The organism is Solilutibacter silvestris (genome assembly GCF_050574925.1).
GTDB classification, from domain to species: Bacteria; Pseudomonadota; Gammaproteobacteria; order Xanthomonadales; family Xanthomonadaceae; genus Solilutibacter; species Solilutibacter silvestris_A.
The window spans coordinates 88,842-111,578 of the sequence record NZ_JBCMOO010000003.1; the positions used below are offsets into that span (position 1 = coordinate 88,842).

25 protein-coding genes are annotated in these 22,737 nt (G+C 65.0%); 15 read left to right on the forward strand and 10 right to left on the reverse strand.

Features of this window, described 5'->3' with window-relative positions; genetic code table 11:
- Positions 1-63 precede the first annotated feature (63 nt).
- Positions 64-315 (reverse strand): hypothetical protein, encoded by a 252-nt coding sequence (locus ABE093_RS07175; RefSeq protein ID WP_430760201.1) that lies wholly within the window; start codon positions 313-315, stop codon positions 64-66.
- A gap of 86 nt (positions 316-401) precedes the next feature.
- Here ABE093_RS07175 and parE point away from each other — a divergent pair, with 86 nt between their 5' ends.
- The 3 genes from parE to ABE093_RS07190 all read left to right on the forward strand — a co-directional run bounded on the left by parE (position 402) and on the right by ABE093_RS07190 (position 4,988).
- Entirely contained in the window at positions 402-2,291 is a 1,890-nt protein-coding gene (gene parE / locus ABE093_RS07180) for a DNA topoisomerase IV subunit B (protein ID WP_430760202.1), read from the forward strand.
- The gene (locus tag ABE093_RS07185; RefSeq protein WP_430760203.1) at positions 2,291-2,962 is read left to right on the forward strand and encodes a methyltransferase domain-containing protein; all 672 of its coding nucleotides are present in this window, start codon (positions 2,291-2,293) and stop codon (positions 2,960-2,962) included. The genes parE and ABE093_RS07185 overlap by 1 nt, the downstream gene beginning before the upstream one ends.
- A gap of 76 nt (positions 2,963-3,038) precedes the next feature.
- Positions 3,039-4,988 (forward strand): alpha/beta hydrolase family protein, encoded by a 1,950-nt coding sequence (locus tag ABE093_RS07190; protein WP_430760204.1) that lies wholly within the window; start codon positions 3,039-3,041, stop codon positions 4,986-4,988.
- Between the two features lie 3 nt (positions 4,989-4,991).
- On the opposite strand, the gene hutG is transcribed toward ABE093_RS07190, so the two are convergent.
- The 3 genes from hutG to ABE093_RS07205 are packed head-to-tail and all read right to left on the reverse strand — an operon-like array spanning position 4,992 to position 7,533.
- Entirely contained in the window at positions 4,992-5,777 is a 786-nt protein-coding gene (gene hutG / locus ABE093_RS07195) for an N-formylglutamate deformylase (protein WP_430760205.1), read from the reverse strand.
- The gene (locus ABE093_RS07200; RefSeq protein ID WP_430760206.1) at positions 5,774-7,042 is read right to left on the reverse strand and encodes an NAD(P)/FAD-dependent oxidoreductase; all 1,269 of its coding nucleotides are present in this window, start codon (positions 7,040-7,042) and stop codon (positions 5,774-5,776) included. Before ABE093_RS07200 ends, hutG begins: the two co-directional genes overlap by 4 nt.
- A gap of 8 nt (positions 7,043-7,050) precedes the next feature.
- On the reverse strand, positions 7,051-7,533 hold the full coding sequence (locus ABE093_RS07205; protein WP_430760207.1) for an FKBP-type peptidyl-prolyl cis-trans isomerase: 483 nt from the start codon (positions 7,531-7,533) through the stop codon (positions 7,051-7,053).
- Positions 7,534-7,644: 111 nt separating this feature from the next.
- On the opposite strand from ABE093_RS07205, the gene ABE093_RS07210 reads away from it, so the two are divergent.
- Together ABE093_RS07210 and ABE093_RS07215 are read left to right on the forward strand one after the other, a co-directional pair.
- Positions 7,645-8,193, forward strand: coding sequence for a C40 family peptidase (locus ABE093_RS07210; RefSeq protein ID WP_430760208.1), 549 nt, complete (start codon positions 7,645-7,647; stop codon positions 8,191-8,193).
- A gap of 148 nt (positions 8,194-8,341) precedes the next feature.
- Positions 8,342-8,959 (forward strand): C40 family peptidase, encoded by a 618-nt coding sequence (locus ABE093_RS07215; protein ID WP_430760209.1) that lies wholly within the window; start codon positions 8,342-8,344, stop codon positions 8,957-8,959.
- 32 nt (positions 8,960-8,991) lie between these two features.
- Here ABE093_RS07215 and ABE093_RS07220 read toward each other — a convergent pair whose 3' ends face one another.
- Positions 8,992-9,528 (reverse strand): acyl-CoA thioesterase, encoded by a 537-nt coding sequence (locus ABE093_RS07220; protein WP_430760210.1) that lies wholly within the window; start codon positions 9,526-9,528, stop codon positions 8,992-8,994.
- 29 nt (positions 9,529-9,557) lie between these two features.
- Between ABE093_RS07220 and ABE093_RS07225 the strand changes: the two genes are divergently transcribed.
- Positions 9,558-10,046 (forward strand): NUDIX hydrolase, encoded by a 489-nt coding sequence (locus ABE093_RS07225; protein WP_430760211.1) that lies wholly within the window; start codon positions 9,558-9,560, stop codon positions 10,044-10,046.
- Between the two features lie 10 nt (positions 10,047-10,056).
- Here the strand turns inward: ABE093_RS07225 and ABE093_RS07230 are convergent, their stop codons facing one another.
- The 4 genes from ABE093_RS07230 to ABE093_RS07245 are packed head-to-tail and all read right to left on the reverse strand — an operon-like array spanning position 10,057 to position 12,614.
- Entirely contained in the window at positions 10,057-10,323 is a 267-nt protein-coding gene (locus tag ABE093_RS07230; protein WP_430760212.1) for a DksA/TraR family C4-type zinc finger protein, read from the reverse strand.
- Between the two features lies 1 nt (position 10,324).
- On the reverse strand, positions 10,325-10,795 hold the full coding sequence (locus ABE093_RS07235) for a ferritin-like domain-containing protein (protein ID WP_430760213.1): 471 nt from the start codon (positions 10,793-10,795) through the stop codon (positions 10,325-10,327).
- 60 nt (positions 10,796-10,855) lie between these two features.
- On the reverse strand, positions 10,856-11,293 hold the full coding sequence (locus ABE093_RS07240; protein WP_430760214.1) for a GNAT family N-acetyltransferase: 438 nt from the start codon (positions 11,291-11,293) through the stop codon (positions 10,856-10,858).
- A 4-nt stretch (positions 11,294-11,297) separates the two neighbouring features.
- Complete coding sequence (locus ABE093_RS07245) at positions 11,298-12,614, reverse strand: dicarboxylate/amino acid:cation symporter (RefSeq protein ID WP_430760215.1); 1,317 nt, start codon at positions 12,612-12,614, stop codon at positions 11,298-11,300.
- A 131-nt stretch (positions 12,615-12,745) separates the two neighbouring features.
- On the opposite strand from ABE093_RS07245, the gene ABE093_RS07250 reads away from it, so the two are divergent.
- The 4 genes from ABE093_RS07250 (at position 12,746) to ABE093_RS07265 (ending at position 17,277) form a co-directional block, all read left to right on the forward strand.
- Entirely contained in the window at positions 12,746-14,443 is a 1,698-nt protein-coding gene (locus ABE093_RS07250; RefSeq protein ID WP_430760216.1) for an alkaline phosphatase, read from the forward strand.
- Between the two features lie 81 nt (positions 14,444-14,524).
- Positions 14,525-15,313, forward strand: a complete 789-nt coding sequence (locus tag ABE093_RS07255) for a 3-hydroxybutyrate dehydrogenase (RefSeq protein WP_430760217.1) — start codon at positions 14,525-14,527, stop codon at positions 15,311-15,313.
- Positions 15,314-15,322: 9 nt separating this feature from the next.
- On the forward strand, positions 15,323-16,066 hold the full coding sequence (locus tag ABE093_RS07260) for an acetoacetate decarboxylase (RefSeq protein WP_430760218.1): 744 nt from the start codon (positions 15,323-15,325) through the stop codon (positions 16,064-16,066).
- Between the two features lie 14 nt (positions 16,067-16,080).
- Entirely contained in the window at positions 16,081-17,277 is a 1,197-nt protein-coding gene (locus ABE093_RS07265) for a patatin-like phospholipase family protein (protein ID WP_430760219.1), read from the forward strand.
- Positions 17,278-17,280: 3 nt separating this feature from the next.
- Here ABE093_RS07265 and ABE093_RS07270 read toward each other — a convergent pair whose 3' ends face one another.
- Entirely contained in the window at positions 17,281-17,739 is a 459-nt protein-coding gene (locus tag ABE093_RS07270) for a CopD family protein (protein WP_430760220.1), read from the reverse strand.
- A gap of 78 nt (positions 17,740-17,817) precedes the next feature.
- Here ABE093_RS07270 and ABE093_RS07275 point away from each other — a divergent pair, with 78 nt between their 5' ends.
- The 5 genes from ABE093_RS07275 (at position 17,818) to ABE093_RS07295 (ending at position 22,721) form a co-directional block, all read left to right on the forward strand.
- The gene (locus ABE093_RS07275; RefSeq protein WP_430760221.1) at positions 17,818-18,435 is read left to right on the forward strand and encodes a class I SAM-dependent DNA methyltransferase; all 618 of its coding nucleotides are present in this window, start codon (positions 17,818-17,820) and stop codon (positions 18,433-18,435) included.
- 74 nt (positions 18,436-18,509) lie between these two features.
- On the forward strand, positions 18,510-19,805 hold the full coding sequence (locus ABE093_RS07280) for a polyhydroxyalkanoate depolymerase (RefSeq protein WP_430760222.1): 1,296 nt from the start codon (positions 18,510-18,512) through the stop codon (positions 19,803-19,805).
- A 38-nt stretch (positions 19,806-19,843) separates the two neighbouring features.
- Positions 19,844-20,242 carry a hypothetical protein gene (locus ABE093_RS07285; protein WP_430760223.1) on the forward strand — a complete coding sequence of 133 codons (399 nt, stop codon included), beginning with the start codon at positions 19,844-19,846 and terminating at the stop codon, positions 20,240-20,242.
- Positions 20,243-20,307: 65 nt separating this feature from the next.
- Entirely contained in the window at positions 20,308-21,585 is a 1,278-nt protein-coding gene (locus ABE093_RS07290) for a TolC family protein (RefSeq protein ID WP_430760224.1), read from the forward strand.
- Between the two features lie 11 nt (positions 21,586-21,596).
- Complete coding sequence (locus ABE093_RS07295) at positions 21,597-22,721, forward strand: efflux RND transporter periplasmic adaptor subunit (protein ID WP_430760225.1); 1,125 nt, start codon at positions 21,597-21,599, stop codon at positions 22,719-22,721.
- The last annotated feature ends 16 nt before the right edge of the window (positions 22,722-22,737 follow it).

Below are 22,737 nucleotides of genomic sequence, written 5' to 3' on the forward strand. Positions count from 1 at the left end.
GCTGATTCCGCCGAAACAAAAACGCCCCGCATTGCGGGGCGTCGTATATCCGTTACAGGGCCATCAGAGCGGATGCGTTTCCTCTTCCAGCTCTTTGCCCTTCTTGGCCTCGCGCGCGGCGGCGCGGGCATTGGCCGTGTCCTTCTTGGCGGCCGCGTGCTCGTGGTCGTCCTTTTTCGCCTTGGCATCGTCCTTCTGGGCAGCCTTGTCCGCCGGCTTGGTGGACGCATCGGCCTTCTGGCTGGCCTGTTGCGCCATCAGCGGCATGGCAACCAGTGCAGCGACGGCGAATACGGCGATATGACGCAGTTTCATTGCAACCTCCTTCCACCGGGAGATTCCCGGATCGGCGCCATCTTGCACCGGACAATCTGAATGCCCGCTGCCCGTACACTATCCGCATGAATACCCGTTACAACGCCGCGGACATCGAAGTCCTCTCCGGCCTGGATCCGGTCAAGCGCCGCCCGGGCATGTATACCGACACCACCCGCCCGAACCACCTGGCGCAGGAAGTGATCGACAACGCCGTCGACGAGGCGCTGGCCGGCCATGCCAGCCGCATCGACGTCACCCTCCATGCCGATGGCAGCTGCGAAGTCGCCGACGACGGTCGCGGCATGCCGGTGGACATCCACCCGGAAGAGAAGATTCCCGGCATCGAACTGATCCTCACCCGCCTCCATGCGGGCGGCAAGTTCAACAATCGCAACTACACCTTCAGCGGCGGCCTGCATGGCGTCGGCGTGAGCGTGGTGAACGCGCTGTCGACCCGCGTCGACGTCTACATCAAGCGCGAGGGCAACGAGTACCACATGGGTTTCGCCAACGGCGATCGCGTGTCGAAGCTGGAGATTGTCGGCAGCGTCGGCAAGAAGAACACCGGCACCCGCCTGCACTTCTGGCCGGACCCGAAGTATTTCGATACGCCGAAGTTCAGCGCGCGCGCCTTGCGCCACCTGCTGCGCGCGAAGGCCGTGCTGTGCCCGGGCCTCGCCGTCACCCTGTTCGACGAAGCCACTGGCGAGAAGAATGAGTGGCTGTACGAGGACGGCCTGCGCGATTACCTGAAGGGCGAGCTCGCCAACAGCGAATCGTTGCCGCCCGATCTCTTCGTCGGCCAGATGAAGAAGGACACCGAGATCGTCGACTGGGCGGTCGCGTGGCTGCCGGAAGGCGAGCTGGTGCAGGAAAGCTACGTCAACCTGATCCCGACCGCGCAACACGGTACCCACGTCAACGGCCTGCGTTCCGGGCTCACCGGCGCGCTGCGCGAGTTCTGCGACTTCCGCAACCTGCTGCCGCGCGGCGTCAAGCTGGCGCCCGAAGACGTGTGGGATCGCGTCGCCTTCGTGCTGTCGCTGAAGATGCAGGAGCCGCAGTTCTCCGGCCAGACCAAGGAACGGTTGAGCTCGCGCCAGGCCGCGGCTTTCATCGAATCGGCCAGCCACGATGCGTTTTCGCTGTGGTTGAACGCGCACATCGAATTCGGCGAGAAGATCGCGCAACTCGCGATCGAACGCGCATCGGCGCGATTGAAGACCGAGAAGCAAATCGTCCGCAAGAAAGTGACGCAAGGTCCGGCCCTGCCCGGCAAGCTCGCCGACTGCATCAGCCAGGATCTTTCGCGCACCGAACTGTTCCTGGTCGAAGGCGACTCCGCCGGCGGCAGCGCCAAACAGGCACGCGACAAGGATTTCCAGGCGATCCTGCCGTTGCGCGGCAAGATCCTCAACACCTGGGAAGTCGGATCGGGACAGGTGCTGGCCTCGACCGAAGTGCACGACCTCGCCGTCGCCATCGGCTGCGATCCCGGCAAGAACGATATTTCCGGCCTGCGCTACGGCAAGGTCGTCATCCTCGCCGACGCCGATTCGGATGGCCTGCACATCGCCACGCTGTTGAGCGCGCTGTTCCTGCGCCACTTCCCGGCGCTGGTCGACGCCGGCCACGTCTTCGTCGCCATGCCGCCGCTGTTCCGTGTCGACGTCGGCAAGCAAGTGTTCTACGCGCTGGACGAGGAAGAGAAGCGCCTGATGCTCGAACGCATCGAGCGCGAGAAGATGAAGGGCGCGGTGACGATCACCCGCTTCAAGGGCCTGGGCGAGATGAATCCGCAGCAATTGCGCGAATCGACGATCCACCCCGATACCCGCCGACTGGTGCAGCTGACCAACGACGACGAGAGCGCAACCCGCGGCCTGATGGACATGCTGCTGGCCAAGAAGCGCGCCAGCGATCGCAAGGCCTGGCTGGAACAGAAGGGCGACCTCGCCACCCTGGACGTCTGATGGCCGGCAATCGCCACCTCGATCTCGGCTGCGGCAAGTTCCCGCGCAACCCCTACGATCGAGCGGAACTGCACGGCGTCGACATGCGCCCGCTCGACGCGGGGGATGCCGGCTTCACCTATCGTCGTGCCAACGTGGTGATCGAGGCGATCCCCTATCCCGACGATTATTTCGATTCGATCTCGGCATTCGACTTCATCGAGCACGTGCCGCGCCTGCTCGCCGATGGCAACGGTGGAACCCGCCTGCCCTTCATCGAACTGATGAACGAGATCTGGCGCGTGCTCGCCGATGGCGGCCGCTTCTATGCGGTGACGCCCGCGTGGCCATACCCGGAAGCCTTTGTCGATCCGACCCACGTCAACTTCATCACCGAAGACACGCTGGCGTATTTCACCGGCGATGCGCCGATCGGGCGGATCTACGGATTCCGTGGCCACTTCGAACTGGTCCGCCAGGACTGGGTGCACCCCGACGAAGCGCGCAATGCCGATGCCGACAGCGCGGACAACCCGATTCGCCCGGCCAGGCAGTACGAAACCGGTGGCAAGCGATTGGCGCAGCGTTTCCGCCACTGGTCGCGGCGCATGCGTGGCAAGCCCGAGGAACGCGATCCACCGCAGCGCCACTGGCTGCGTTGGGAGTTGCGCGCAGTGAAAGTCACCGGCTGAAACCCGCCGCCGCCCACTTCCGCACGGCGCGTCCCTTGCAGTAATCTCCGGGGATTAGTCAATGGAAGGGGAATCCATGAAGACGACCGCCGCCGCGCTCCTGGCGCTGCTGTTGCCGTGTGTTGCATCCGCACAACAACCGACCGCTCGCGACTTCGCTCGTTGGAGCGAAGTGAACGAAGTGGCCTTGTCGCCCGACGGCAAATTCATCGCGATGGCGGTGCCAGCCGACAACAACCGCGAGACCCAGCTGCAGATCGTGCCGCTGGATGGCGTCGGCAAGGTGCAAACCCTGCGCTTCGGCAAGATGGAACACGTTTCCAACATCATCTGGACGGCCGACAACACGGTCACCGTTGCACGCGCGACCAACCTGCCGCTTGAACCGCGCCCCTACAGCCGCGGCCAGTTGTTCTCGACCGACACCACCGGCAAGAAGCAACAGACCCTGTTCGGTTATTTCGCGGACCATGACGTCCAGACCGGGCGCCGCAAGGACGATGGCTTTGCCGATCTCATCCGGGTATTGGATGACGAACCCGGCAAGGTTCTGATCGACTTCCAGTGCTGGGATTGCGGCGAAAAACCGGATTCCGTGCTGTACAAGGTCGATACCCGCACCGGCGATCGCCAGCAGCTCGAACACATCCACGATGCGTCCGGCCTGTGGGTGGACACGCATGGCCGCGCGCGCATCTTCATGCGCAAGGACGACAACGACGAGCCCCATCTGTTCTATCGCCCGACACCGGCATCGGAATGGACGCCGGTTCCAGTTGCACTGGCTGGTTACACCTTCGGCACCGTCGCCTTCGACGCGGACGACAATACCGCTTATGCCGAGATCAGTGACCAGGGCGAGGCGTCTTCGTTCTACAAACTCGACCTCAAGGCCGGTACGCGCACCAAGCTGCCCAGCAAGGCCGGCACCGATATCGACAGCATCCTCCGTGCCGGGCGCAACGGTCCTCCCTTCGCCCTGGTCTCCAATCTCGCCAAGCCCTCCGTCCAGTATTTCGATCCGCAATCGGAATATGCGCAGCTTCATGCCGGGCTGATGAAGGCCTTCCCGGGACACCTGATCTACTTCAGCGGCTTCACTCGCGACAACGGCAAGCTGCTGTTCTACGCCATTTCCGACCATGATCCCGGCGCCTGGTACTTGCTCGATCGCAAGGACAACTCGATGCAGCGCGTTGCCGAGTCGTATTCGTGGCTGAAGCCCGAACAGATGGCAACAGTCATCCCGATCGAATACAAGGCGCGCGATGGTGAGACGATCAACGGCTTCCTGACGACCAACCACAACGGTCCCGGGCCGATGGTGGTCCTCCCGCACGGAGGTCCGCATGGCGTCAACGACACCTGGGGCTTCGATCCGGAGGCGCAATTCCTCGCCAGCCGTGGCTACGCGGTGTTGCAGGTGAACTATCGCGGTTCCGGAGGTCGCGGCCACGACTTCGTCGCCCTCGGCTATCGCGAATGGGGCGGCAAGATGCAGGACGACATCGCCGATGGCGTGAAATGGGTGATCGACCACAAGGGCGCCGACCCCAACCGCATCTGCACCTTCGGCGCCAGCTATGGCGGTTATGCCGCGTTGATGCAGGTCATCCGCTACCCCGAGTTGTACAAATGCGCGATCGGCTACGCCGGCGTGTATGACCTCGCCTTGATGCGCAAGGTCGGCGATATCCAGGAAAGCAAGTCAGGCATGCGCTATCTCGATCGCGTGCTCGGCAAGGATCAGGCCGTGCTCGCGGCCAACTCCCCCGCCCGCAATGTCGACAAGATCAAGGTTCCGGTGTTTCTCGCCCATGGCTCCATCGACCAGCGCGTGCCCATGGACCAGTTCAATACTCTCAAGCATGCGCTGGAAGGAAATGGCGCCAAGGTCGAAACCATGGTTGCCGATGGCGAAGGCCACGGCTTTTATGGCGTGGACAACGTCACCCAGCTCTATGAGCGCATGGATGCCTTCCTGAAGAAATACATCGGCGAAGGCGCACCGAAAGCCAGCAACTGATCTTCAGTCCAGCGCGGTTTCCAGCAACGCCTGCAACACCTGTTGCAGGCGTTGTGCTTTGTGGTCGTCCCATTCGACGCGCTGTTCGTCCATGTAGGTGCGCTGCGCCAGTTCCAGCTGCACCGCATCGATGCCGCTGGCCGGATCGGCGTAGTGGCGGGTGATGTAACCGCCCTTGAAGCGCCCGTTGACCACATGCGTGTGATCGGTTTGCGCTTCCAGCACGGCTTCGAGCCGTCGCTGCAGCTCCGGCCGGCAACTCGCGCCGCCAACGGTGCCGAGATTGAAATCGGGCAAGCGGCCTTCGAACAGGAACGGCAACTCGCCACGGATGGAATGGCCTTCCCACAGCACTGCACGCCCGTGCAGGTCGCGGATGCGCTTCAATTCATCCTGCAGCGCCTGGTGGTAGGGCCGCCAATACACATCCACGCGCCGCGCGATTTCGGCGACATCGGGTTCGCCGCCTTCGAGATACACCGGCGCACCGCTGAACTGCACGATCGGGCACAGGCCCGTCGTGTTCTGGCCGGGATACAGCGAAGTGTCGTCGGGTGGACGGTTGAGATCGACGACATAACGCGAATGGCGCGGCACCAGGATCGATGCGCCGAGTTCCTTGGCGAATGCGTACAGCCGCGAAACCCACCAATCGGTATCCGGCGCCTTGCGCGCATCCGGCGCCAGTCGTTGCGCGATGTCGTCCGGAATTTCGCTGCCATCGTGCGGCAGGCTGACCAGCAGCGGCGCGCTGCCCCGGTGCAGCGAAAAAATCGGCGTATTCGTCATGCGAACCTCGCGGGCGCATAGGCAGCGGGGTCGAGATGCGTCGCCCGCCCGCAGACGAGATCGGCGATCAGTTCGCCGGTCGCGGCGCTCATTCCCACGCCCATCATGCCGTGGCCTGTCGCCAGCCACAGTCCGGGGCGCCCGGGCACGGCACCGATCAGCGGCACGTCATCGACGCACATTGGTCGCCAGCCGCACCAGCGTTCCTGCACTTCGGTGCCGACCGGATCGTGGAGATATTCGCGGGCGCCCCGCTCCAGCGCGGCGAGCCGGCGCGGATTGAGGCTGTCGTCGTAGCCGGAGAATTCCATCGTGCTGCCGAGGCGATAGCCATCGCCCCAGGTGGTCACGCAGACCGAGCGTTCGCGCAGGATCACCGGCCGCTGCGGCGTCAATGCAGGGCGCGAATAGGTGATCGAATAGCCCTTGCCGGGCTGGATCAGGCCGCGCAACCAGCCGGCGCCGAGCGCGCGCGCCAGCAACGGTGACCACGAACCGGCCGCGACCACGACATTGCGCGCGGCGAACCGCACGCCACCGGCTTCGATCTCCCAGCCGAGGCTGCCTTGCTGCAATCCCGACAGCGCGCAGGATTCGTGGATCTGCCCGCCCAGCACGCGGACATTGCGCGCCAGCTCGTCGACATAGCGATCGGGGCGCAGCATCGAATCGCCGCTGAAACGGATCGCGCCGGCGATGCCCGGCTTCAGCGCCGGCTCCATCGATTCGTAGGTGCGCCCGTCGATCGCCTCGACCTGGACGCCAAGCTCGCGCAACAGCGGAAATTCTTCCTGGTCGTGTTCGAACAGGCGCTGGGTGCGGAACACATAGTCCTCGCCCGAATCGTGGAATCCGCAATCGAGCGCGAGCTCGTCGACCCAGGCGCGGATGCGTTGCAACGAGTGTTCGAGGATGGCGTGCTTGGCGCGCGCGCTGCGTTCCCAGTCGCGCAGGTTGCAGCGCAGCGCGAAACGCATCAGCCAGCGCCACAGCGCCGGATCGAAACCGGGATGCACGTAAAGCGGCGCATCCGGCGTCAGCATCCACTTCAATGCCTTCGACACCGTGCCCGGCGCCGCCAGCGGCGGTGCGTGGCTCGGTGTCAGGGTGCCGCAATTGCCGTGCGACGCGCCGCTGCCGAGCGTGCGCGCCTCGATCAGGCGAACCGAACGGCCGGCGCGCAGCAATGCCAGCGCCGATGCCAATCCGGCCACGCCGCCACCGACGATCAGGACATCGGTGGCTGGCAGATCAGTGTTGGCCACACCGCCCCTTAATGGTGGTGCCCACCATCGCCGTGCACGTGGCCGTGCTCAAGCTCCTCCGGGGTGGCATCGCGCACTTCGACGATCTCGATGTCGAAATGGAGGTCCTTGCCGGCCATCGGATGGTTGAGGTCGACGTCGACCGCCGTCATGCCGACCTTCTCGATCGTCACCGCGCGCGGGCCGAAGTTGGTGTTGAGCACGACCTGCATGCCCGGCTCCAGCTTGACTGTGCCGAAATGCTTCTTGGGGATGCGCTGGCTCAGGCCTTCGCGGCGCTCGCCATAGGCATCGACCGCCGGCACGTCGACTTCGAAGGTGTCGCCGGTTTCACGGCCTTCCATCGCCTTTTCGAGGCCCGGGATGATGTTGCCGTGGCCGGCCAGGATGGCGAGCGGTTCGCCGCGCTCTTTCGAGCTTTCCTCGGACGGCTGACCGACCGGGCCGACCGAATAATGAAAGCGCACGACCTTGTCTTTCTCAATTTTCATGAATATCTGCTTGTAAGGTATTGAAATTTGGTATCGGATGCGGGCAGACTTCAGCCACCGATCACGTCCGGTCGGCCATGCGCCGTTGGACATTATCCGGGGAGGGGCTCCATGTCGCCAGTGCGAACTGCATCGATCCGCGCCCGGGCCGGCATGGGCTTGGCCCTGCTCGCCCTCGCCTGCCCCGGCCTGGCCATGGCCGGCAACCCCGACAACACCACCTTGCCACCGCCCCCTGCGGCTGCCGGGCGCTGGAACGTAACCCCGTTGCACGGCACCGACGCCGCCAATGCCGTCCTGATGCGGGCGATCAGCCTGGTCGGCACGCCTTATGTCTGGGGCGGCACCAGCCCGGGTGGCGGCTTCGACTGCAGCGGCCTGGTCAACTACGTCTTCCGGGACATGCTGGACATGCGCCTGCCGCGGACTTCGCGCGAACTGGCCGAGGTCGAGGGACCGCGGATCGCCCTTGATGCCCTGCAGACCGGCGACCTGATTTTCTTCGGCGCCGATGGCCAGATCAGCCACGTCGGCATCTATGTCGGCGAAGGCCGTTTCATCCACGCCCCCCGCACCGGGACCGTGGTCCGGCTGGAAAAGATCGACACACCTTATTGGTTGGCCCGCTATTCAGGTGCCCGGCGCGTGATCGACCCGTGAAGACCGCGTGAGGGGAAAATGACGACTGATGCCAAATTTTGTGCATTCAGTTCCATTTTTTAACCCTTTTTTACGATTTCTTAAACAAACTCTGTCGTCTGGTCGGGCACACTCTCGGCTCGTTTAGCCGAATGAAGAACCAGTGACGATGACCGAGACGCGCTCCCAACGCCTCGGCCGCCTCAGGAAGAAGGCCGCCATTACATTGATGCTAGTTGCTGGTACTGCCTTCACGGCGCCGGCATTTGCACACGAAACCGAGACCGGCGCCGATCGTCTCGATGCCATTGGCGGCAGCGTCATCGACCAGGTCGATGGCAACCCGCTCAACCAGACCCTCAGCCAGCTCGACCCCTCGGCCATGCCGGTGGGCAGCGCGATCAGCAGCGCCGACCAGGGTCGCATCCAGAAAGTGCTGGCCCGCGCCATGACCCTGCTGGGCATCCCCTACCGCTGGGGCGGCACCACCACGAATGGTTTTGATTGCAGCGGACTGGTCGGTTACGTCTTTCGCACCGCGCTCGGCATCAACCTGCCGCGCGTTTCCCGCGAAATCGCCCACCAGGGCACCAAGGTCCAGGCCGATGACCTGGCCGAAGGCGATCTGGTGTTCTTCGGTCGCGGCCGCGGCATCGACCACGTCGGCATCTACATCGGCGAGGGCAAGTTCCTGCACGCCCCGCGCACCGGCCGCGACGTCACCGTCTCCAAGCTGGACGGCTACTGGTCGCAGCACCTGATCACGGCCCGCCGCATCTCGGGCTGAAGCCTCACGATCATCGAATCAGCAGAAGCCGCCTACTGGGCGGCTTCACTGTTTCTGGCATCCGTTTCCGCATCACGATAGCGGGCGATGGTGTGCTCGATGTCCTTGCTCAGGTCCATGACCTTGAGCGCGTATTCGGCGAGGCGGCGATCCTCGTCGCTTTCCTGGGTGAGCTGCGGCACCGGCACCGGTCGCCCGCCTTGCTGGTCCACGGCGACGAAGACGATCACGCAGTGGGTGCACAGGCGATCGGTCCCACCGCGCGGATCGCGCGCGCTGACGTCGACCGCGATGTGCATCGAGGTGCTGCCGGTATAGACCAGCTTGGCGTTGATGGAGACGAGGTCGCTGATGCCGATCGGGGCGACGAAGCGGATGCCGCCCACCGCCACCGTCACCGCATAGCGCCCGCACCAGCCGACCGCGACGGCGTAGCCGGCCTGGTCGATCCACTTCATCACGATGCCGCCGTGGACCTTGCCGCCGTAATTGACGTCGCCGGGTTCGGCGAGGAAGCGCATGGTCAGTTCGCGCGGATGTTCCGGCGGCGCCGGCGTGTTTTCGGTCATGCTATGCACACACCCCACGATATCGATCCATGCCTTATACACCCATCGTCGGCACGCTCGGCTACATCCTCTCGCCCGACCGTCGCAAGGTATTGCTGGTCCATCGCAATGCGCGTCCCGGCGACGAGCACCTCGGCAAGTACAACGGCCTCGGCGGCAAGCTGGAAGCGGACGAAGACGTGGTCGCGGGCATGCGCCGCGAGATCGAGGAGGAAGCGGGACTGGCCTGCGACGCGTTGCAACTGCGCGGCACCATCAGCTGGCCGGGCTTCGGCAAGAATGGCGAGGACTGGCTCGGCTTCGTCTTCCTGATCACCAGGTTCACCGGCACCGCGCCCGACCGCAACGAGGAAGGCACGCTGGAGTGGGTGGATATCGAGCGGATCTACGAGTTGCCGATGTGGGAAGGCGATCGCCACTTCCTGCCGCTGGTGTTCGACGACGATCCGCGCGCCTTCCACGGGGTGATGCCGTACAAGGATGGCCGACCGATCGGCTGGAACTACAGCAGGATCTGATCGCGCGGCTTCAACGCAGCTGCGAATCCTTGCTGCCACGGCGGTTGTAACCGCTGTACTGCGCTTCTTCCTCGTCGCGCGCCTGCTGGCAGGGCACGCACAGGCGCACGCCCGGCAGCGCCTTGCGGCGCGCTTCGGGGATCGGCGCATCGCATTCCTCGCAACGCTCGAGGCTCGGACCCTGCGGCAACTGGCTGCGGGCACGCTTGATCGCGTCCTTCACGGTGGCGTCGATCTGGTCCTGCACCGCGCCATCGCCGGCCCAGCCGGTGGCCATGTCAGTGGTCCCCGCCGTGGTCGTGGAAGCTCTCGACATCGCCGGGACGGCGCAGCATCTTGTTGACCTCGTCGAGATGCATTTCCTCGGCGACGATCATGTCGCGGGCGTATTCCTCCAACAGCACCGACTTGCCTTCGCTCAGCCGCAGCAACTCGTAATAGATCTCGAGCGAGGCTTTCTCGTGCGCCAGGCTCTCGCGCAGGATGTCGCCGATGTCGTGCTGGTGGGTTTCCAGCAGCGGCCCGATCCGCAGCGAGGGATGCCCGCCGAGCAGCGTCACCAGTTCGCCGGCCTTGCTGGCATGCGCCAACGACTCATCGGCGTTCGATTTCATCCACGACACGATCGGGATGCGTCCATAGCCGTAGACCATCAGCCCGTAATGCGTGTAACGCACCACGCCGGCCAGTTCCATCTCCATGATGCGGTTGAGGGTATCGATGGCCTGCTGCTTGAGATCGTCCTGCATGGTTCGCTCCTTCATCTTCGCAAACAAGTTAAGGAATGGATGGGGTCGGCAGAAGCCGGTTCAAGTCGCCGCGGACGGGACAACATAGGCCATCGCCACCGATTTGGTCAGTTGCTCGAAGCCGTATTTCTCATACAGGTACTTGGCGTTGCCGTCGGCGAACAGTGACACATGCGCCGTCGCCGGGGCCCGTTCGCGCACCCACGCATCCAGCGCCGCCATGATGCGATGGCCGAGACCCTGCCCCTGCAGTTCCGGGACCACGGCGATATCGACCACGAAATAGAAACAGCCGTCGTCGCCGATGATGCGCCCCATGCCAACGACTTCGTCTCCACGCAGCAGGCTGACGCCATGCAGCGTGCTCGCCAGCGCCCGACGCGCGGCTTCCTCGCCTTTGGGCGACAGGCCGGTGATGCTGCGCAGCCGCCGGTAGTCGTCGACGCCGGGGAAGCGTTCGACCAGCACGACATCGGCGACGGCCTCCACCGCACTCATGGCGTCAGCTCTGCATTTCCGCATCGACGATGCCGACATTGGTGTCGGCGGCATCGTAGATCTTCTGGTCGAGCAAACCGGTTTCCTTGGCCACCAGCACCGGCACCAGCATCTGGCCGGTCACATTCGTCATCGTGCGCATCATGTCGAGAATGCGGTCGATGGCATAGAGATAGCCGATCACCTGCAGCGGCAAACCCGCGGCCGACAGCACCACCGTTGCCATGATCACCGCGGTCCCCGGCACGCCGGCGGTGCCGAAGCTGCCCAGCACCGAGGCGATCGCAATCGTCACGTACTGGGTGGTGGTGAGATGAAAACCGGTGTACTGGGCGATGAAGACCGCAGCCAGCGCCGGGTAGATCGCGCCGCAGCCGTCCATCTTGATGGTCGCGCCGAGCGGCACTGCAAAGCTGGCGTAATCCTTGTTGACGCCGAGGTTGTGCTGCACCGAACGCAGCGCCACCGGCATCGCCGCGAAACTGGACGATGCGACGAAACCGACCTGCATGCCCGGGAAGGCGCCGCGGAAGAATTTCCACGGATTGAGGCGGTGGACGACCAGCAACAGCGTGTAGACCACGACGATGTGGAAGGCGCAGGCGGCGTACAGCGCCACCACGAACTGGAACAGCGGCTTGAGCTGGGCGAAGCCGTAGCCACCGACCAGCGCGGCGATGAGGCCGAAGGTGCCGATCGGGGTGAACTCGAGCACGAAGCGCGTCACCTGGATCATGGTGTCGCTGGCCTCGCGCACCAGTTCGCGCAGGCGCAGGGTGCGCTCGCCAAGCTTGACCAGGGCGAAGCCGACCAGACCGGCGAAGAAGATCACCTGCAGCACGGTGCCGTTGCGCGGAACCATCACGCTCATTCCATCGCCGGTCTTGCCGGTGGCGGCGCCGGCCAGCGCCGCGAACGGATTGGACGGCACGATGTTCAACAACATGTCGAGCACGCCGGGGACTTCTTTCGGTTTGTAGTCGGACGCGACCTGGAGCACACCGACGCCGACGCCCGGTTGGAACACATAGCCCGCCGCCAGGCCAACGCCGACCGCGAGCACCGCGGTGATGGCGAACCACAGGAAAGTGCGACCGGCCAATGCGGCGATCGATTTCTGCCCGGCCAGCGACGCCACAGCGTTGATCACGGCGAAGAACACCAGCGGTACCGCGATCATCTTGATCAGGGTGACGTAGAGGTCGCCGAGCGGACCGAACCACGTCTCGGCTTCCTTCCCGAACGCCCAGCCCGCCAGGGCCCCCAGCACGAAGCCAAGCACCACGCGCTTCCAGAATTTGATGCGGAACCACCAGGCCATGAACGCGTTCCAGGGGATCGAAACGCACACGATACCGCAGGCAGCCGTCCTGCCCTCATTGCAATCTGGCTGCCATTCATTCCAAACATAATCATCGGTCCAATTCCGTCTGCGAACCGCCAGCGACCGCCATGCGCCACGCCATCCCCGCCCTTCTCTTGACCCTGACCAGCGGCCTCGCCTGCGCCGCCACCCCCACCAAAACCGTCACCGCCGCCAAGGTCGAGGTGCCGCGGATCCAGCACCCCGATGGCGAAACGCCGGCGTGGTGGTTCCGCAACGGCGCCGCCGAAGCGGCCAGCCGCGGCGCCATGCAGGGCAAGGCCAAGAACGTGATCGTCTTCCTCGGCGACGGCATGAGCATCACCACGGTCGCGGCCGCCCGCATCCTCGAAGGCCAACGCAAGGGCCAGTCGGGCGAGGAGAACCATTTGTCGTTCGAGGACTTCCCCGGCACCGCCTTCAGCCGCACCTACAACACCGATTCGCAGACACCGGATTCGGCCGGCACGATGTCGGCGATCGCCACCGGCGTGAAGACCCGCATCGGCGTGTTGAGCATCGGCCAGGATGCCAAGCGCGGCGACTGCGCCGGCGCGCTGAAGTCGCCAACGCTGACCCTGTGGGAACTGGCGGCCGCGAACGGCATGGCGACCGGCGTCGTCACCACCACCCGCGTCACCCACGCCACGCCCGCAGCGACCTTCTCGCATTCGGCCGATCGCAACTGGGAAGGCGACACCGAGATGCCGGAATCGGCGAAACAGGCCGGCTGCATCGATATCGCACGGCAGATGGTGGAATCGCGCTACGGCACCGGTCCCGACGTACTGATGGGCGGTGGCCGCGAATACTTCATGCCTGCTTCGCAGCGTGATCCCGAATACGACGACAAGGTCGGCCAGCGCCTCGACGATCGCGACCTGATCGCGGAATGGAAATCGCGCCACCCCGGCGGCAGCTATGTGTGGAACGCGAAGCAACTCGCGGACGCATCGCCGAACGGCGCACTGCTCGCGTTGTTCGAGCCCGATCACATGCAATACGAGCATGACCGACCGAGGGACGCCGCCGGCGAACCGTCGCTGGCCGAAATGACACGCGCGGCGATCCAGCGCCTGCAGAAGAACCGCAACGGTTTCGTGCTGCTGGTCGAAGGCGGTCGCATCGATCATGCCCACCACGCCGGCAATGCCTATCGCGCGCTCACCGACACCATCGCCTTCTCCGACGCGGTGCGCGCGGCCTCCGAGATGACATCGGCCGACGACACGCTGATCGTCGTCACCGCCGACCACGCGCACACGATGACCTTCGCCGGATATCCGACCCGCGGCAATCCGATCCTCGGCAAGGTCAAGGGCGGCAGCGGCGAAGGCGGCGATCCCAAGGAATACGCCCGCGACGCTTCCGGCCTGCCCTACACCACCCTTGGCTATGCCAACGGCCCAGGCAACGTCGGCGCCACCGACCAGCAGCCCGAAGGCCCGAAGCACTATCCCCATCTCGGCAGCAGCTTCCAGAACATCGAGAACGGCCGTCCCAACCTGACCGACGTCAATACCGAAGATCCCGACTACATGCAGGAAGCCTTGATCCCGATGTCGGCGGAAACCCACGGCGGCGAAGACGTCGGCGTGTGGGCGCGTGGCCCGGGCGCGACCGCCTTCCGTGGTGCGTTGGAAGAGAACTCCCTGTTCCACGTCATGCTGCAGGCCACCCCGCGCCTGCGCACCGCGCTGTGCACCCGCAAGGACTGCGACACCCAGGGCATCCCGGTTGAACTGCCGGATCCCGCCGTGTTCGCGGCACCTGCCGACAAGCGCTGACAGGTTGCTGAAAGTTTCGATTCACGCTGTGCTAGCGTCCGACCCTGCACCCTTCGCTGCATCGCACAATCCGGAGCACACATGAAAACGACTCTTGACGGCAAAGTTTGCGTCGTGACCGGCGCCGCCAGCGGCATCGGCAAGCGCATCGCCGAGGTTTACGCGCAAGCCGGCGGCCGCGTCGCCATCGCCGACCTCAACCTGGACGCCGCGGAAGCCACCGCCAAGGAATTGCGCGATGCCGGCGGCCAGGCCATGGCGGTCGCGATGGACGTCACCAACGAACAGCAGGTGATCGACGGCATCGCCAAGGTGGTCGCGCAGTTCGGCCAGGTCGACGTGCTGGTCTCCAACGCCGGCATCCAGATCATCAACAAGATCACCGATTTCAAGCTCGACGACTGGAAGAAGATGCTCGCCATCCATTGCGACGGCGCCTTCCTGACGACGCGCGAATGCATGCGTGACATGGAGAAGCGCAAGGCGCCGGGCGCGATCATCTACATGGGTTCGGTGCACTCGCACGAGGCGTCGAAGCTGAAGTCGGCCTACGTCACCGCCAAGCACGGCTTGCTCGGCCTGGCGCGCACGGTGGCGAAGGAAGGCGCCGAATTCGGCATCCGCGCCAACGTGATCTGCCCGGGTTTCGTGCGCACGCCGCTGGTGGAGAAGCAGATTCCCGAACAGGCCAAGGAACTCGGCATCAGCGAAGAGGATGTCATCAAGAAGGTGATGCTGAAGGACACGGTGGACGGCGAATTCACCACCGTCGACGATGTCGCCAACCTCGCGCTGTTCCTTGCGGCATTCGAAACCAATGCGTTGACCGGGCAATCGATCGTGGTCTCGCACGGGTGGACGATGCTGTAAGGGCTCGCCATGAACATCGACGACGTCCGCAAGACCGCCTTCGCGATGCCGCTCACCAGTCCCGCGTATCCGCGCGGGCCGTATCGGTTCGTCAATCGCGAATTCATGATCATCACCTATCGCACCGATCCCGATGCCTTGCGTGCAGTGGTGCCGGAGCCGCTGGAAATCGGCGAGCCGCTGGTGAAGTACGAATTCATCCGCATGCCGGACTCGACCGGATTCGGCGATTACACCGAGTCCGGACAGGTGATCCCGGTGAGCTTCCAGGGCCAGCAAGGCGGTTACGTCCACGCCATGTACCTGGACGATCACCCGCCGATCGCCGGTGGGCGCGAACTGTGGGGATTCCCCAAGGAATTGGCCAGCCCGAAACTGAAGACGCACAGCGACACCCTAGTCGGCACGCTCGACTACGGTCCGGTGCGGGTGGCGACCGGCACGATGGGCTACAAGCATCGTCCGGTGGACGAAGCCACGGTGCTGAAGGCGCTCGCCGCGCCCAACTTCCTGCTCAAGATCATTCCGCACGTGGATGGCACGCCGCGGATCCTGGAACTGGTGCGCTACTTCACGACGAACGTGACGCTGAAGGGCGCATGGACCGGTCCGGCATCGCTGGAGCTGCATCCGCATGCCCTGGCGCCGGTCGCCGACCTGCCCGTGCTGAAGGTCGAATCGGCGCTGCATTTCGTCGCCGACCTGACCCTCGATCTCGGCACCGTCGTCCACGACTATCTGGCGCAGGACTGAAGCGAGCGACACCCATGCCACACGGCAACACCCTCCCGGAACGCGTCGCGCGCTATCCCACCGTCGCCCTGGTGCTGCAAGGCGGCGGCGCGCTTGGCGCCTACCAATGCGGCGTCTACCAGGCGCTGCACGAAGCCGGCATCGAACCCAACTGGATCGCCGGCATCTCGATCGGCGCGATCAATGCCGCACTGATCGCCGGCAATCCGCCCGAGCATCGCCTCGACGCGCTGCAAGGATTCTGGGACGACATCTGCCAGCCCGCCGGCAATGCCTCGTTGCCGGCGCTGTGGGTGCGCGCGATGCTCGAAGGAATCCCGACGACGCCGGGACTGGAAGCGTGGGCGGCCTCGGCCAGCGCATACGCGGCGCTGTGGCAGGGCCAGCAAGGGTTTTTCACCCCGCGCATCATTCCACCATTCGCGCTTTCGGATGGCAGTCCGCAGGCAACCAGCTTCTACGACACCTCGGCATTGCGAGCATCGCTGGAACGCCGCGTCGATTTCGATCGCATCAACGCCAAGGACGGCATGCGCCTGACAGTCGGCGCGACCGACGTCGAATCCGGCAACTTCCGCTACTTCGACAGCCTCCACGAGCGCATCGGCCCACAGCACGTCATGGCTTCCGGCGCGCTGCCGCCGGCATTCCCGGCCGTGCGCATCGATGGCCGCGATTACTGGGACGGCGGACTGGTTTCGAACACGCCGCTGGAACACGTACTCGACGAATGGCCGCGCGAGGACACCCTCGCCATCCAGGTCGACCTGTGGAGCGCACGCGGCGAGCGTCCGAAGACCTTGATGGACGTGCTGGAACGCGCCAAGGACATCCAGTATTCCAGCCGCACCCGCCACGGCACCGACATGGTGGCGCGCACGCAGGAATTGCGCACCGCGCTGACCAAGCTGATCGGGCATCTTCCCGAAGGCAAGGTTCCGGACGAATTGAAGGACGTCTTGGCGCCGTGGCTGGACGATCGCGTGTTCAACATCGTCCACCTGATCTACCAGGCGAATCCCTGCGAGGAACAGTTTAAGGATTACGCGTTCGGCACACGGATGATGCGCGAGCACTGGGACGCCGGACTCGCCGACACCTCACGCACGTTGCAGCATCCGGAGTTCTTCGACCTGCCGGATCGCCGCAAGGGGTTCGCCCTGCACGACGTCCATCGCCGCGTGCAGAAGAACGAACCCGCGGATTCCTGATCGTCAGAACGGTCGCGCCAGCACCAGCCAGACGATCGCGACCAGCACCAGCACCGGCAATTCGTTGAAGATCCGCAGCGTCTTCGCCGACGGCAACGCGCGGCCCTTCTCGACGCCCTTCAGCAAGCGCCCGCAAACGATGAAGTAGACCAGCATCAACGCGACCAGCGTCAGCTTGGCGTCGATCCAGTGCATGCCAGCGACCACGTTCGGCAGGCGCGACGGCAGCACCCGCCAGCCCTGCCACAACGTTAATCCGAAAATGAAGGCCATGCCGAACATGTTGTGGCCGAACTTGTAGAGACGGCGTCCCATCAGCATCAGCCGCGCGCGCACGGCCGCGTCGTCGCCGGCTTCGGCGATGTTGACGAGGATGCGCGGCAGGTAGAACACGCAGGCCATCCACGCGATCACGAAAACGATGTGGAAAGTCTTGATCCACAGATAGAACGCGGGGCTCATCGTGTTCTCCTCGGCGACGAACCGTTAGCATGACACGAAGAAGACGTCCGTTCCCGGATACATCAGCGAGCCCGGTGCATGAGCAAGCCTGCTCCCGTGAAGCAATACGACCGCAACTATTTCGATCGCTGGTATCGCGACGGCAGCATCGGCGGCGCGCAGCGCCTGAAACGCAAGGTCGCGCTGGCGGTGGCAATGGCGGAGTCGATCCTCGAGCGCCCGGTCCGCACCGTGCTCGACATCGGTTGTGGCGAAGGCGCGTGGCGCGCCCCGTTGCTCGCGTTGCGTCCGAAGGCGAGCTATCTCGGTTTCGACAGCAGCGAATACGCGGTGCGACGCTATGGCCGCAGCCGCAACGTCCATTACGCGACCTTCGCCGATTTCGCGACGTTGCGCCCTTCCGGTCCCGCCGACCTGCTCGTGTGCAGCGACGTGATGCACTACGTCCCGACGCGCGAACTCGATGCCGGCCTGCCCGGCCTCGCCGATCTCTGCGGCGGCGTCGCCTTCCTCGAAGCCTTCTGCCGCGAGGACGAGATCGAAGGCGACCATGACGGCTACATCGCCCGCCCGGCGGCGTTCTATCGCAAACGGCTCACCGGCCTCGGATTCACCCCGCTTGGTGGCCACTGCTGGTTGTCCCCGCGCCTCGATGCCTCCGGCCTGACCGCGCTGGAACGTCCAATTGCAGGCTGAACACCGATCCTGAATGGGCAGGCATGCCTCCAAGCGTCCGATGGCGTATGCTGCGGTGCGGCAACGGAGGTTCCATGCTCTACCAGCTCCACGAAATCAATCGCGCCCTGCTTGAACCCTGGTCCTATTGGGCCGAAGCGGTCTCCCAGATGTATTCGGCGCCGGGCAGCTGGTTGTCGCAGGTTCCCGGTTCGCAGGAACTGGCCGCGGGCGCCGAGCTGTTCCACCGCCTCGGCAAGGATTACGAGAAGCCGCAATTCGGCATCCACAGCATCGAGGTCAAGGGCGCGGAATGCGCGGTGCTGGAAAAGGTCGCACTTGAAAAGCCGTTCTGCCGCCTGCTCCGCTTCAAGCGTTTCTCCGATGACGCCAATGTCGTCGAGCATTTGCACGATTCGCCGACCGTGCTGGTGGTGGCGCCGCTCTCCGGCCATCACTCCACGCTGTTGCGCGATACCGTCAAGAGCCTGCTGCACGACCACAAGGTCTACCTGACCGACTGGACCGACGCGCGGGTGGTGCCGAAAGATGCCGGCGCCTTCACCCTCGACGATTACGTCGCCTACCTGCAGGAATTCATCCGCTTCATCGGCACCGAACACCTGCACGTCATCAGCGTGTGCCAGCCGACCGTTCCGGCATTGGCCGCGGTGTCGCTGATGGCGGCGCGCGGCGAAGCGACGCCGCGTTCGATGGTGATGATGGGCGGCCCGATCGATACCCGGCAGTCGCCGACCGCGGTCAACAGCCTGGCAACGCGCAATTCGCTGGAATGGTTCGAACAGAACGTCATCCAGGTCGTGCCCGGCAACCTGGCCGGCGCCGGTCGCCGCGTCTATCCCGGTTTCCTGCAATACCTCGGCTTCATCGCGATGAATCCCGAACGCCACGCCATGTCGCACTGGGATTTCTATCGCGACCTGGTCAAGGGCGATCAGGACACCACTGCCGCGCATCGTCGTTTCTACGACGAGTACAACGCCGTGCTCGACATGCCCGCCGAGTATTACCTCGACTGCATCCGCGTCGTCTTCCAGGAACACCTGCTGCCGCGCGGATTGTGGGACGTGCGCGGCGAGCGCGTCGATCCGTCGAAGATCCGCGATACCGCGATCATGACGATCGAAGGCGAACTCGACGACATTTCCGGCGAAGGCCAGACCCGCGCGGCGCACAAGCTGTGCAGTGGCGTTCCGCAGGCCAGGCAGACGCACCTGACGGTGGAAGGCGCCGGCCATTACGGCATCTTCAGCGGCAAGCGCTGGCGGACCCAGGTCTATCCGCAGGTGCGCGATTTCATCGCCGCGAACGACGTGGCGCCGGCGAAGAAGACCGCGCGCAAGCCGGCAGCGCGTCGCCAGGCCAAATGAAATAGTGTCCGCTCCGGCGGCCCGGCTATCCTCGCCAGGTGAAGCTCCGATTCCGCCGCCGCTGGACCGCTGCATTGCGCCTGATCGCGTTGGCGGTCCTGGCGTTGTCGATGGCGTTGCGCCCGGTCGCTTCGTCGCTGGGTGAGTTGCACGAAATCGCCCACGCACCTGCGGGACAGCACGTCGAAATTGGCGATGTGCCAATGACGGTCGCATCGGCGGACATCGTGCAACCCGGCCAGGAAGGCGACGGCGCCGCCCCGCTGCACGCGCTCCTGCATTTCGCCCATTGCTGCGGACAGGCGGCCGCCACGCCGGCCGAATTCCATTTGCACGCCTTCAATCCGCCCCCGGTGACACGACCGGCATGGCATCTGCAAACCATCCTCGCCAGCAGCCGCTGGCCGACGCCGTTCCGACCTCCGATCGCGGCCTGACGCACCCGGAGCGCCTGCGCGCTCCCGTTGTCCGTCACTGACCGATTCGATTGGAGTGAAATTCCATGTTGCAAAGACTCGCGGCTTGCGCCGTCGGGGTCACCGTCCTGTATGGCCCGATGGCCGTGCAGGCAACCCCATTCCAACCTGTTGCCGCGAACATCGATTCGCGCGCACCTGCCTCCCTGCAATCCGCACTCGCCGAAGCGTGGCGCCGGCATCCGGACTCGACCGCGATCGATGCCAGGATCGTCGCCGCACGCGCACGATTGACCGCTGCGGGTCGCCCCATCTACAACCCCGAAGCGGAGTTCGCGGCTGACGACAACGGCCCGGACCGCACGCTGACCGGCGGCATCAAGCTGACGCTCGATCTCGGCGGCAAGCGTGGCGCGCGACGGGACGCGGCATCCGCGCGATTGAACTTGTCGGAAATGCAGGCGCGGATCGTGCGGCGCGATTTTGCGCGTCGCTGGCTCGCATCGCTCGCCGACGTGCTGAGCAGTCGCGAACGCCTGCGGATCGGCGAGCGCCGCCTGGATGCCGTGCGCCGTTTCGCCGATATCGCGAAAAAGCAGTTCGCCGCGCAGGACATTTCCGGGCTGGAACGCGATCTGGCGCAACTGGCGCTGGATGAGGCCTTGGCCGAGCAATCGACGCTGGTCTCCGAACAGGCGGATGCGCAGGCGCGTTTCCGCGCGGTCGGCGGCGATCCGGACTCGACGATGCTTGCCGCATTGCCGACCACGCAATTGCCGGACCGCGTGCCGGCGACGACGGACATCGCGCGACTTCCCGACCTGCAGGCAGCGCAAGCGGAAGCACTTGCCGTGCAACGCGAGATCGCGGTCGCGAAGAAGAACCGCATCGCCGATCCGACCGTCGGCATCCGCGCCGGCACGATCCAGTACGACGGCCGCCGCCGCGATCGCGTCGCCGGCATTTCGGTCAGCTTTCCGCTGCACGTGCGCAATTCGTATCGCGCGGAGGTGAGCGCCGCGGAAGCGGATGCCGCGGTCGCCGACGCGGAAGTCGCGCGGCTTCGCCTGCAACTCGAGGCCGACCAGCGCAGCGCAATCGCCGGTTATGCCGCCGCGCGCAGCGCATGGACGCAATGGTCCTCCAGCCGCGGCACCGATGGCGATCGCCGCGGCGCGTTGCTGGAAAAACTGCTGCGCGGAGGCGACATCTCGCCCTCCGATTTCCTGCTGCAACTGCGCCAGACCCTGGACACCCAGCTCGCCGGCGCCGCGCTCGAAGCGCGGGTGTGGCGCAGCTGGACCGACTCCCTTGCCGCCACCGGCCAGCTCGAACGCTGGGCCGGACTGGTGGCCACGCCATGAGGCCTGTTTCGATGAAATCATTTCCCTTGAATGCCATTCCCGGAGCGTTGATCGCGCTTGGCTTGTCGGCGTGTGGTCGTTCGACGCCGCCCGCGCCGCCCGCCGCAACGGAAACGGCGGCAACGCCCGCTGAAGGACTGCGCATGGACGATGCGGCGTTGAGAGCTGCCGGCATCCGGGTCGAAGCCGTGCAGGCATCGCAAGTCAGCGGGTCGATTCGCGTTCCGGGCGAAGTGCTCGACAGCGCCTATGGCACCACGCTGATCACGCCGCGCGTCGAATCGCTGGTGGTCCGTCGCCACGCCAAGCTTGGCGATGAAGTGCGTGCCGGCGCGCCCCTGGTGACATTGGCGAGCGTGCAAGTCTCCGATGCGCAAGCCGACCTGCGCGTCGCCGAACAGGAATATCGCCGGGTCGCGGCGTTGGGCCCGGAGGCCGTGGCGGGACGTCGCATCACCGAAGCGCGCGTCGCCCTCGACCGCGCCCGTGCGAAAGCGCAGGCCTATGGATTGCCCGGCAGCGCCAGCGGAACCGTCGATGGCCAGTTCACCCTGTTCGCGCCGCACGCCGGCCGCATTACCCAGGACGATTTCGTGATCGGGGAACGCATCGAACCCGGCAAGGCGCTTTATCGCCTGGTCAACGAATCGGCAGTGTGGGTGGATGCGCGCCTCGCCCCGGGCACGGCGCCGCGGATCGAACCTGGTCACGATGCAACCATCGTGTTCAACGGCAAGCAGCTGGCCGGCAAGGTGTTGCGCAGCGCCCATCGCACTTCGGACGCCACTCGCAACGCCAGCGTGCGCGTCGAGGTCCCGAACCGCGAGGACATCCTGCACGCGGGGGATTTCGTCGAAGTCATCCTGAAAGCCGATGGCGAAGATGCAACGACCCATCGTTCCGCGAACGCATTGTCGGTGCCCGTCGCGGCGATCGTGCAACTGCAGGGCGAAACCGTGGTGTTTCGTCGCGATGCCAAGGGTGCGATCGAACCCGTTCCCGTGCGCACCGGGGAAACGCTGGGCGAGCGCACGGTAATCCGCGAAGGGCTGAAGGCCGGCGACACCGTCGTCGTCGATGGCGCCTTCAAGCTGAAGGCGCAGATGCTGAAGTCGCAGCTGGGGGAAGCCGAATGAAAACTCTTCCCGTCAA